This window comes from Cohnella sp. (genome assembly GCF_041640265.1).
Lineage (GTDB): Bacteria > Bacillota > Bacilli > Paenibacillales > Paenibacillaceae > Cohnella.
The window spans coordinates 328,320-340,220 of record NZ_JBEQAP010000001.1; the positions used below are offsets into that span (position 1 = coordinate 328,320).

9 protein-coding genes are annotated in these 11,901 nt (G+C 47.5%); all 9 read right to left on the reverse strand.

Annotation, left to right across the window (positions count from 1 at the left end):
* Positions 1-2: 2 nt before the first annotated feature.
* The 9 genes from ACESLK_RS01515 to ACESLK_RS01555 all read right to left on the reverse strand — a co-directional run bounded on the left by ACESLK_RS01515 (position 3) and on the right by ACESLK_RS01555 (position 11,898).
* Complete coding sequence (locus tag ACESLK_RS01515; protein ID WP_372661129.1) at positions 3-2,873, reverse strand: ABC transporter permease; 2,871 nt, start codon at positions 2,871-2,873, stop codon at positions 3-5.
* A gap of 48 nt (positions 2,874-2,921) precedes the next feature.
* The gene (locus ACESLK_RS01520) at positions 2,922-3,965 is read right to left on the reverse strand and encodes an efflux RND transporter periplasmic adaptor subunit (RefSeq protein ID WP_372661132.1); all 1,044 of its coding nucleotides are present in this window, start codon (positions 3,963-3,965) and stop codon (positions 2,922-2,924) included.
* Entirely contained in the window at positions 3,955-4,644 is a 690-nt protein-coding gene (locus tag ACESLK_RS01525; RefSeq protein WP_372661392.1) for an ABC transporter ATP-binding protein, read from the reverse strand. The genes ACESLK_RS01520 and ACESLK_RS01525 overlap by 11 nt, the downstream gene beginning before the upstream one ends.
* Before the next feature lie 63 nt (positions 4,645-4,707).
* The gene (locus ACESLK_RS01530) at positions 4,708-5,694 is read right to left on the reverse strand and encodes a carbohydrate ABC transporter permease (RefSeq protein ID WP_372661135.1); all 987 of its coding nucleotides are present in this window, start codon (positions 5,692-5,694) and stop codon (positions 4,708-4,710) included.
* A 5-nt stretch (positions 5,695-5,699) separates the two neighbouring features.
* Positions 5,700-6,575, reverse strand: a complete 876-nt coding sequence (locus ACESLK_RS01535) for a carbohydrate ABC transporter permease (protein ID WP_372661139.1) — start codon at positions 6,573-6,575, stop codon at positions 5,700-5,702.
* A gap of 5 nt (positions 6,576-6,580) precedes the next feature.
* Positions 6,581-8,926, reverse strand: a complete 2,346-nt coding sequence (locus ACESLK_RS01540; RefSeq protein ID WP_372661142.1) for a DUF5696 domain-containing protein — start codon at positions 8,924-8,926, stop codon at positions 6,581-6,583.
* Between the two features lie 9 nt (positions 8,927-8,935).
* Positions 8,936-9,550: a Yip1 family protein gene (locus tag ACESLK_RS01545; protein WP_372661145.1), complete on the reverse strand. Its 615-nt coding sequence runs from the start codon at positions 9,548-9,550 to the stop codon at positions 8,936-8,938.
* Positions 9,550-11,031 carry a hypothetical protein gene (locus tag ACESLK_RS01550; protein WP_372661147.1) on the reverse strand — a complete coding sequence of 494 codons (1,482 nt, stop codon included), beginning with the start codon at positions 11,029-11,031 and terminating at the stop codon, positions 9,550-9,552. The genes ACESLK_RS01545 and ACESLK_RS01550 overlap by 1 nt, the downstream gene beginning before the upstream one ends.
* A gap of 12 nt (positions 11,032-11,043) precedes the next feature.
* Positions 11,044-11,898, reverse strand: coding sequence for a carbohydrate ABC transporter permease (locus ACESLK_RS01555; RefSeq protein ID WP_372661150.1), 855 nt, complete (start codon positions 11,896-11,898; stop codon positions 11,044-11,046).
* Positions 11,899-11,901: the final 3 nt, after the last annotated feature.

The window sequence follows — 11,901 nt, forward strand, 5'->3', positions numbered from 1 at the left end:
GATTATTCCTCCCCCAGCTTCAAGGCTTGGTGAATTTTGATACGCGACAATCGTATGCCGAGTATGGCCAATCCGATTGTAAGCATAAATGCAACCGTGCCGTACAATTGCAAGTAATCGCTAAGCTGATGAATAATTTGGAATGGCGGCACCTGTTCCGACGGATTAAACGACATTTCGAACAGCGGAACAAACAGATCGCTGACCGTATTTCCGATGAGGACGCCGATCAGAATGGCAGCACCCGATGTAAGAATTTGTTCGCTGACCAGCATCCCGACGATTTGACTGAAGGAAATGCCTATTGCCCGCAAAACCCCGTATTGCAGCGTCCTTCCGGACAAGGTCAGAATCCAGAACAGCAAATATCCAAAGAAACTTATAAGCATCGAGATGACGAACCCTAACGTCATTACACCGTTAATCGCCAACCGGAACGGATCGTTCTGGGATTTAATCAGCTCTTGATTGGTATCCGACAAGCTCACAACCTGTATTTTCTTCTGCGCCAGTTCGTCATAAACCTGCTTGCTCGTTGCCCCATCCTTTAGCTTAAACCATATTTTGTATGGCTCCAGCGCCAGATTATTTTGAATATAGGAAAGATGCCCGACAACAAGCTTCGGAAGCGCTACTTTCGCTTCTTCCGAATTGGCGGAACCGCCGGATTGCGGCAGAGGGTTCCAGCCTGGCCAGTAATCGATAATCCCATATACGATAAAACCGGTCTCATCCAGTCCACTCCATTTAACTCCAATCCGGTCGCCTTCCTTAACATGGAGTTGATCGGCGATGGAACGGGAGATCAATACCGCTTTATGATCCGAAGCGATCAGATTCAAATAGGCGTTTATCGGATGGTTCAGCAATCCGCCTCGCATCCAAGTGGTTTGGCCGAATTCGTACGTGTCAATGCCTATTAGAGAAGTTCCGCTGTCACCGCCCGCCACGTTTATGAATGCTTTGTCGGTTCCGAACACCCTTGCAGCAGACTCCACGCCGCTCAGCTTCGTCATCGGCAGAAACGGCGGTTCCGTATATTGCACCCTCTTGGACTCGGCTGGGGATTGATCGTCCGAATCTTTCACCGCTGGTTGGGCAGGGGCCCCCATCATTGGTGGCGGCGCATCGTTTTCCCAGTTGATTTCCAGAACCATATCCGCTCCGGTTTCGTAACGGATTTTATCCTCCATATTGCCGTTAATGGTTCGCGCGGCGTTGGCGCTGAACAAACCGATCGCCACCGTCATAATGAGGAATACCATAATCGTCAAATATTGTCCGGATGAACGGCTTATTTGCACGAGAGTCGAATAGAGCGCCGGCGGCCAGAAACGGCGGCCCATCCAATAGATGAGGCGGATAAACCAAGGATAAATACGCAGAACGAGCAGCCCTCCGCCAAGAACAAACAGCGCCGGCATTAGAAACAGCAGCGGGTCCGTCCGGAGAGAGTCCGACTGAAGCGCAAGCTTCCGCAAATCTCCCATCCGTCCTTGGAAGCTGTTAAGCATGTAAACCGCAACTCCAACGAGAATAATGTCCAAAAACGTCTTATGCCAGAACGACAATTTATTCCCATGGGCCATTTGCTGCTTATGATTGACAATGGATACGCGAGTCGCGATAAATGCAGGCAGCAGCATCAGGATCAGCGATCCTGCCACCGCAATAGCCCCGATTTTGTACGCCGAGCTGTTCAGCGCCACTTGAAGGGAAGCTCGGTTGACGAATTCGAGAAATCCGCTTGAAGCTCCCAATATTTTCGTAAAATATAGGCCGACAAAAGGACCGGCCGCCAGCGCGGTAAGTCCGAGCAGCAAACCTTCCGCTGTATAGCCGACCATAATTTGCAGCCGGCTTGCTCCCCGGCTGCGCAGTACCGATATTTCGATTTTCTGCTTATCAATAATTAAATTGGCCGACATATACAAATAGAACGCCAGCATTAAAATGACCGGTGAATAAAGCGACCACAATATGACATTCAATTGTTCTTTCTTTTGCTCATAAGTCGCCATAGTTTCCAGAGCGTTAAATTTGAACCCGGTCACTCCAAGGGAATTCATATAGTTGACAACGCGATTGGATTCACGGATATACGTTGGAATCCGGTCAATATTCATCTGGCCGTAATCGAGCGCAAACCGATACTGCAAATTGGATACGCCGATTTTTCCGCCGTTTATGATATCTCTTCCGAATTGTCCATAATCGATATAGAACATTTTGCCGCTCTGCACCAATTTGAACTCGGAATAGGGATCCGGCTTCGAATCGATAATTCCAACAGGAACTATTCTAATTTTCTGTTCGCTGTTGCCTATTTCGCCGAGAAACTCAACATCCAGGTCTCGTTTCAGGGAGAGCATAAATTGCTGGGATACGAGTGCTTCATACACTCCGTCGTTGCGCTTGGGATCTGGCATACGACCGTCAATCAAGCGAAAGTACTGGTTCGGTTCAGAAATCGCGCCGATGCTGACATGAGTAATCTTTTTCTTTTCCTGTTCACTCGCATCCGAAGCGTACACTTTAAATGACCTTGAATATTTTTCAGCTAATACAATGTGTGAATCCAGACCGAACCGCTGCGGGATACCGCTCATATATCGGTCGGCCTGGCTTATCTTTGTGCTCTTATTTTCCAATTTTGTAGATACCGACGTCGAAATCCGCATCATGCCCGTATACAAATTTGTCGTTTGCTGCTGCAGTTGCAGTTCCTTCAGTAATGTCCGCTGCAAGATGGCATGTGAATAGAGCGGCATGGAGCTGAACAAAGCGACGCATACGGTTAGCCCGAGCCATAAATTAAGCTGCAGCCAACAATTTTTGACCATTTTGCGCAAAATCATTGTCAGCAACGCCATTGTTCCACCTCATTTTTCCTCCGGAAAAGCGATTACACTTATTGGAAGCTAATTTTTTAGGATCACCTGCTGGCCGACTTCCACGCCTTTACGGATTTCGACCTCGGTTGATGTCTTTAAGCCGATTTCCACATCGACTTCTTTGCGCCGTTCGCCGTCTAGTATTTGAACATAGTCTCGTCCCAAATAACTGCGCAAGCCGCTTCTCGGAATAACAATAACGTCGTCGTGTTTTTCCAGCGGCATCGTAATATTCGCTTGACCTCCGATTTGGAGGCTCTCTTTGGGGGCATCAAAGTCGATAATGAGTCTTTTGGAATTCCGTTCCTCCAGCTCCTTGTTGCCTGTAATCGGTGCACTGGACGGGGTTTGCAATATTTTAGCCGGATATTGTTCACCATTGAACTCAACGGTTGCTTTCATATTAACTTGAATCGAGCTTAGTTCATTGCTCGTAGTAGCTTCGTATACAAGCTCTATGAAATTCGGGTCGTCGATAGAGGCGATCGGTTGATAGCCGGTAATGCCGTCACCAGGCGAAATCTCGCTCAAATAGGTGACAATTCCGTCCATGGAGGCGACCAATCTTGATTTGTTGTAACGTTCTTGTATGGATTCAAGATTGATTCGTTCTCTCTCCAGGTTAATACTGCTTAAACGCAATTCAAGATCAGCAGCTCCTGAATTTTTAGCCCGTATATATTCGATTTGAGTTCTTTCCAGATTAAGCTTCTGCAGCCGGATTTGCGTGTTCAAATCGCCGACTTCCAGCTCAGCGATTAAATCGCCCTTTTTAACCTGCTGACCGAGCTTAATATGAACCGCTTTAAGCCGGCCGCCGGAGTCTTTATAAAATAGTGGTTGTGATTTACTTGATACGATGGAGCCTACTCCCGTGAATACCTTCTGAATGGTGCCTTTTTCAACTACAATCGTATCGAACTTCTCCTGAACCGGTTTGACCAAGGGGGGCTGAAGCGGCTCCTCCTCGTTTGGGAGAAAGGAACAACCGGAAACGAGTGATAAAACAAGTAACGCAGCTGCAGCCCTTTTAGCTGCCTGTTTCCGTCTTGAAGATTGCTTAATCGACAATTTGTCCATCCTCCAATGCCAGTACATAGTCTACGAGCGCCATAATATCGGGGTCATGCGTTGTCAGCACAACCGTCATGCCGAGTCGCTGTGTAAGCTGACGGAATATGTTGATGACCTGCCTTCCCATCTTGCTGTCCAGCTCCGCAGTCGGTTCATCGGCTAACAGCAGCACCGGCTCGTGCGCGATCGCACGGGCAATTGCCACACGCTGCTGCTCGCCGCCGGAAAGCTCGGCCGGACGATGCTTCATTCGAGCCTTCATTCCAACCCATTCTAGCGCTCTTTCCGCTTTCTCCCGAGTTAAGTTGGCTGGAACGCCTGCGATCCGCTGGCCGAACTCCACGTTCTCGTAAGCGGACATCAACGGAACGAGACCGAACAATTGGAAAACCAGGCCGATTTGCGAACGGCGCAACGCGCTCCGTTGTTTTTCCGACCACTCCGTAATGTCTTGCCCCTGGAACCATACTTTGCCTTCCGTCGGTTGATCCAGAGCGCCCAAGATGTTCAGCAGCGTTGTTTTGCCAGATCCGGAACGCCCTTTGAGCGCAACCATTGCACCTTTCGGAATCTGCAAATCAATGTTTCTCAAAGCAGTAACGGACGCGTTTCCGCGTCCGAATACCCGATTGATGTTAACTGTTTTCAGAATGGGCTGAGCGCTGCCTTCGGCCAGCCTGTTCGTACGATTCGCTTCTGAATGATGAAAGTTCACACAAAACCGCCTCCTGCAAAATCGTTACTCGCCGGCAATACCCGCCCGTTCGACGCTCTCTACAAAATGGCGTTGGATAAACAAATACAAAATCAGAATCGGACCAATCGTAATGACAACCGCAGCCATGATCTGGTTTAGAATCGTTGGAGCCATTCCGAACGCATCGCCTGAACCCCCGCCAGTTTGCTGTGCGATTTGATTCACTTGCGCGTTCGCACTTCCGTTAAAATTGGCCATATTTTGCGCGAGGTTGAAAAATTCCGGTTCCATTAAATAGGTATTCGATTCGAACAGGTCATTCCAATGCCATACGACTGAAAACAAGAAGACGACAAGCATAGCCGGTTTCGCCAGCGGGAACATAATGATCCAATAGGTTCTAAACGCACCTGCCCCGTCAATTCTGGCGGCTTCTTCAAGCACACCCGGCAGCCTGCGATAAAACTGGATGAAAATCAATACGAACAAAGCCCCTTTCATGCCGTGGCCTAACACAGCCGGAAAAACAAACGGCATGAGCGTATTGATCCACTGCAAATCGTTGAAAAAGATGTACAGTGGTACGACAATGGTCTGCGGTGGAACGAGAAACGTAAATACGACAAGAGCGAGCCAAAAGGAATGACCGGGAAACCTGTATCTGGCAAAGCCGTATCCGATAGCCGAACAGCTTAATATTTGCAGAACAGCGCTGCCGAATGAAATCATTACGCTGTTAAAAAAGCCGTCCCAATAATTAATCGCTGTGAATGCAAGCTTATAGTTGGTTAAATCGAAATGCTTGGGAATCCATTGAACGGTCGCATCGGAAACGTCCTGCGTCTGCATGAGCGACTCCGAGACCATATACAGCAAAGGGTAAAGGAAAACAAAGGATAAACTGAGCAAAACCAGGTAGAAGAAAATACTTCCCGCAACGCTTTTACTCCTTTTAATATAAGTAAACTTCAGGCTTCCGCTCGCCTTGTCTACGACCTTCTGTAAAGTTTGTATGCTTGCTGTGTTCATCCCTATTAAAGCCTCCCTTCCGTTGCTGCCAGGCTCTTCCGGAAAATAAGAAAGACGAACCCGAGTATCATAAAGGTAACGAAGAAGTAAAGCCAGCCGATTGCCGATCCGTAGCCATAGTCGTTCGCCCGGAACACAACGTTTAAGAGATGATTCATTACTTCATTGTCCACCTTCGTGAACGAGTTGACGATGCTGAACAGCGTGTTGACGAATATCATCGGCATAATCATAGGAAACGTAATTTTCCAGAAGCTTTCCCATTTGGTTGCCCCGTCGCACTTGGCCGCTTCATAAAGCTGCGGAGAGATCGTCTGCAGACCGGCTAGGAAAATCAAAATTTGCACACCAGAATCCCACATGACAAGCGTTAGGGAATCCGCATATTCGAGCAAAGGCTCAAGAATTTCGCCGGGAATGAACGCCCTCAATTTAGCGTACAAGTCATATTGGTAGAAGATCGGGAGCTGCGCCGCGCCTTGCTGCAGCAGCTCGCGCAGCACAGCGCCCGATGCAATAATAACGGGAAGGAAAAAGATGCCGCGGAAAATAATTCTCCCATACGATTGGCGGTTCAGCAGCTGCGCACTGAAAATCGCAAAAATAAGAATGAGCGGCACTTGCGTCAGCATAGTTGTAATCGTCTTTTGCAGCAGCGGCAAAAAGGTGACGTCCGTCGTAAATGCTCCCCTGTAATGCGTCGTTCCGACAAAGGTTGCGACCAAGCCGTCTTTTGAAGGTTTTAAATGATGAAGCGAGTAATAAAACGATCTTCCAAGCGGTATAGCCATGAACAGTAAAAATCCGACAATCCAAAACGAAATAAACGAATATCCCTCGAAGATGTGCCTTGTTCTCATCGAAACTCGAAATCGGTTCATCAGCTCTACTTCCCTCCTTCTGAAACGGCATAACCGAGACCTTTGACCCTTTGGCCGTCTACCGTTGCGTCTTCTTCGCCGTAGTTAACGATAATTTGCGTGCCGTTCGCATAGGAGGTCCGGTACACCATCTGACTGATGCGTTCATGATTCGCAATGGTTTGATTGCCGATTTGTTTATAAATATCGTTAAATTGACGGTATTCCTCGACGATGGAGGGCAACCAACTGCTGTAGCTGGAGCTGAACAACCGATCCTCGATCGTCCGCAACAATTTGCCCGTCGACTCATAGGTCAATTCGTAGCTTGGCAGAGCCCCGTATTCCACGGCTCGCAAGAACTCCTTGCGTGAATCATCCCTCAAGTTCGATGGCTTTGCCGTATAGGGGACTAGTCCATGGAGCACGATTTGGTAAAAGGGAACTGTTTCATCCGTGTAAACAAAATGACTGGAATCCATCGGTGCGTTATCGATTCGCTCTACATTCCCTAAGGTATATGCGAAACCATAATCAACTGCAGTTCCCCCGAGTTTTCCTTTATATGCTTTAAGGGTATTTTCCCAAACCGCCGCGGTTTCTTTACGGCCGGCAAGAGATTTCGGATCCATATCGGAGTATATGGTTTCTCCTATATAATCGAACGAAACACCGCTTATCCCGAGATCAGCATAATCTTTAAGCTCATCCATGATGTGTTTATTAAATACGCGTTCAGGTTTCATGAAATAAAATTTTTCTCTTCTTTTGTTATAGCCGCTGGCAACGAAGGTGTCGTAGCTTTCCATGACTTCCCGGTCAATGCCGCGGATCGCATCTTTCTTGGCAGTAAAGCCATCGCTTGATGTAAACGGTCTGACATAATTCGTCCGCAAGTAAAGGGAAACCCCTTTTTCTTTCGCATAACTTGCTAAATTCTTCAACCCGCTTGAACCGCCCAGCTTCTTCTCGATAGGGAAATGATCAGGCTGATTGCCGTATAAACCGTCTTTGGACCAGCCGTTAAGCGTAAGCTCAAGGTTGCTGACACCCTTCCCGATAAAATCATCGATAATGGAGCGTACCTGTTCAAAGGTCGTCATCTTAATAAAATCGGAGCCGATAACCTCTTTCCGCAGTATGCCTCCGAGCAAATTTACATTCATCGGCATGATTTCTTGAACAATCGGCTTGACTCCTTTTTCCTTGATCAAATATTCGCGGTAAGCTTTGGCCATACCGACATAATTAGACTCTTGATCTTCGAGAAGCACATAACGGACTTTCCGGTCGCCTTCTGTTTTCTTGCCTTGGAACAAAGGAATTTGTCCCGAATTCCCAATAAAAATAACATCCAGTTTGCGATACACAAACTCCGCCGAAGTCCGGTACAGCGGAATATTCCGAATGCCGGCCGGGGTGCCATTGATGATCGCATCCTCTTCACCCTTCGTAATGATGCCTAGAAATGCCGAATCGATATGATAACTTCCGAATACCGGCAGCGCAACGAGCTCCTTCGGAGGTTTCGCCAATCGCCAAATCGGGGTAATATCCGAAAACTCGTCGGCTTTAAAGGCATGATCCGGTCCGTATACGGATTGGGAATATCCGCTGAAATATTTAGGATGTTTTTCCTTGAAATTCATAAGCACGCCGGAGCCGTCCGGAAGGAACACCGCTCCTTTATCCGTTTCTTTGCCCGCATGAAAGAACGGCAGCACTTCAAGGCTGACCAGTTTCACGGCGCCTGCTTCTTTGATCGACTCATCCGGTATTGTTACTTCCAATCCGTCATCAAGCAAACGGTATTTCATCTCAAACGCCATATTTAGCGCAGCTAGCTTAAATTTAACCTTGGCGCCTTGTTCAATGTTTTCGATGGATATTTCCGGCTTGGTGTCTTTTTTTAAGGGATACGTTTGGGTAACGTCCGCGCCGCCGGTATATTTAATATGAACTGGAGAATCGATAAATTGTTTGTTGTTTGGCGGCATTTTACGGTCTACTTGCGGTGAACCGAGCCATTCTTTTTTCGTTTGTTTATTTACAATTCTAATATTGCCGGTCTTGGGATCGATATAAAGCGCCAAGAGGCTGTTCTCGGCCACTTTCCTAGTCGCCGTTACCGGACTCAAGGCATTGTTCGTTTGTCCGTCCGAATTCGTATTCGTTGCAGAATTGGCGGCTGTCGTCTCGGTTGCCTCCGGCGCATCTGCAGTTTCCGTTGTTTGCGCATCCGCGGTCTGATCATCCTGCTGTTTCTCAGTCTGATCGGTCGTTTCCGCAAGGCCGACATAAGGGTACACGATACTTAACGCCAGCGTTAGGACAACGCTCACAATACAAATGATTTTGTGTTGTTTTTTCATGCTAACCTCCTACATGCGGAATTTCACTTCTTTGATCAGATCAACAGCAAAATTTATCAACTGATTAATAAGCCCAAATAGGAGAAGGCCGATAAACCATATAATCGCCATTCCGACAAGGCTGATGAATGTAATCAAGAACAGCCTGCCTAATTCAAAATCGTTAATAGTTTTAACTTTCACGATCAACAGCCATGCTACCCAACAAAGCGTCAATGTCGTGAGGGATGTGTAAATGGACTTCTCGCTTAATGACAATAGGTTCGTAATCAGCGAAATCGGAACAATGAACACGATATACGGAACCGTCGCGAAAGCGCTGCCGACGAATACTTCTTTAAATTTTCCTTCGCCGTCAAGAATGGCGCTGACTCCCCAATTGGAGACGCACCAGGTTAACCAAGGCACGACGATCCAAACAAATTCAAAGACGAAAGAAATCTCATACGGCTCCCTCGTCTGGAACGAATAGCTCGTTATAAGAATGGCGAGCATTTTGGCGACAAAAACAAGAAGGATCATCAAAACCGCTTGGGACCACTTCGTGCGTCCCGATTCTTGAATATCGTAAAAGAAATCAAAGGGATGCAATAAAACCCCCCGCATCATCCGTAACGTATTCATTACGCCTCCTCCTCCTTGACAACCGCCCGTTTACCGATTTTCGAGTTCCTCAAATATCGTTTGAGCTGCCGGAGACACCTTGGAACCAGGAATCGCAAGACGAGAATGATCCCAATGATTCCGCCCGTAATTTCGGTGAAGTGTTCCCTCATATATTGCTTGCGGTATTCACGGAAAGCGTTCGAATACTCGGTTCTATTTCGCGCCACACTGAAATGCTCCATCGCTTCTTTATAACGTTCCGATTTATACAGCGCCTTGCCGATTGCAAGATAAGCCATATCGAAGTTGGAATTCATCGCGATGATTTTGTTCCACAGCGTTTCCGCTTGCTCGTACCGGCCGTTTACATAGTAGTTAGACGCTTCATGAACGAGATCGGCAAATGGGGTCGTACGAAATCGGTCAATCCGGTTACGCCCTTTGTCTACGACATAAATCGTGCCGTCTGACGTCTGATCAACGCTCGAAGGCGTTACGAACAAACCGTTCTGATCTCCAATGCCGCCGAATGCAAACAGTAAATTGCCCAGCTTGTCGTATTGGAACACTTTGCTTGTCTGCAAGTCGAGCGCGCTGATCATCCCGTCACTATTTACGGACACATCGACGAATGACGGAGTTGTAAAGGGACCAACGTCAAACACATCGCCATATTTCTTATTTCCGCTGTTCAGCGTATTCACCCCGACCGGCGACAAGCGTTTGACCTGGTTGAATGGTTCCCCTAATGTCGTGGTGTAAATAAACCCGTCATGGTCTTGGTCTAGGTTCGAGAAAGCAAGCGCTTTAAGGGCAGACATCTGCTGTTTCTGCTCCTTCGTCGCAACGAGCTTCACAAACAATCGTTTCCAGCTGAACCCCACATGGTTCGCTCCGAAAAAACCTTTGAACTCGCCCTTTTGGTTAATTTGTATAAGTCCTTGCGTGTTTCCATCGCTGACGATAAACATATAATCCCGTTTGTCCAAAACCACTTTGGAAGGGGAGTAGGAAAAATCTTTCCCCAGAAGCGCACTGGTCGGCGCCTTCAAATCCTTAACAAACTTCCGGTCCTTGTTAAAGATAGCGATTCTCTGACTTTTCGTATCCGCGACGTATACCGTGCCGTCCTCTTTGACGTATACGCCTTTCGGCTCCGACAGCATGCCCGGTCCTTCCTCATCGCCGATTATACCGATCAGCTTATGCGTCTTGCTGTCCATATGAAGGATGCGGTTGTTGCCAGTATCGACAAGGTACAGCGTATCGTCAGATGCGATAAATAGATCTTCGGGCGTATTAAACGTACCGGACGGCAAATCGACACCGTCTATCGAATCTACATAGACATACCCGTTGATCGATCGTACATCATTGCCGAGATTGTTCCATGTATACCCGTTATACGGTATTTCAGCCCAAGTTCGTGCCGGTAAAAGGAGCATCACCATAGCCAAAATACAGATGGAGGCATACAACTTAATAGGCAAACGTCTCATATTGGTTCCCCCCTACTCCTTCAGTCCCGAGTGGGCCATCGTTTGCAGCACCATTCTCTGTGTAATGATAAATACTAGAATGGTCGGAATAATCATCAGGAAGCTCGCTGCAGCCAAAGTGCCGACGCGGGCTATAACTCCTGCGCCGCCGCCGATTGTTTGAATCGCAAGCGGCAGCGATTTCATATCCTCGTCCGTCGTGTACACCATGGCAGGATAAGGATCGTTCCAAGCCTGAATGAAGCTGAACAAAGCAAAAGTAGCGATCGCCGGCTTCAACATCGGAATAACGATCGTATAAAACAAGCGCCATTCAGATGCCCCGTCTATCCGGGCCGCTTCAAGTAAAGCATCCGGTATTTGCCGGAGAAACTGCGTCATCAGAAACATGCCGATCGGCGCAGCCAAGTAAGGCAGAATCATCGCAAAATAGGTGTTCATTAATCCGATTTTACTAATGATCAAATACTGTGGAATTTGCAATACCATCGGCGAAAACATCAATGCGGTCACAACCATGCTGAATATCGTCTTCTTAAACGGCATATTGTGCTTCGCGAGAGGATAAGCCGCCATCGCAGAAACTAACACGCCGAAGATCACAATACCCAAAGTTACGATTACACTGTTGAAAATGTACCTGGAAAACGGCACGCTAGTCGTTCCCGTAATGAACAACAAATCTCGAAAGTTGATTAGGGTCGGATTAACCACAAAAAAGCGGGGCGGGAATAAAAACAACTCGCTTATTGGCTTTAGTGCGGTTGAAGCCATATAAATTAACGGGGAAAGCATGAGCAATCCGAACCCTGTCAACAGCGAGTAAAGGGTTATGCCCCCCCAATCAAATCTGCTGCCTTTAACCATGCC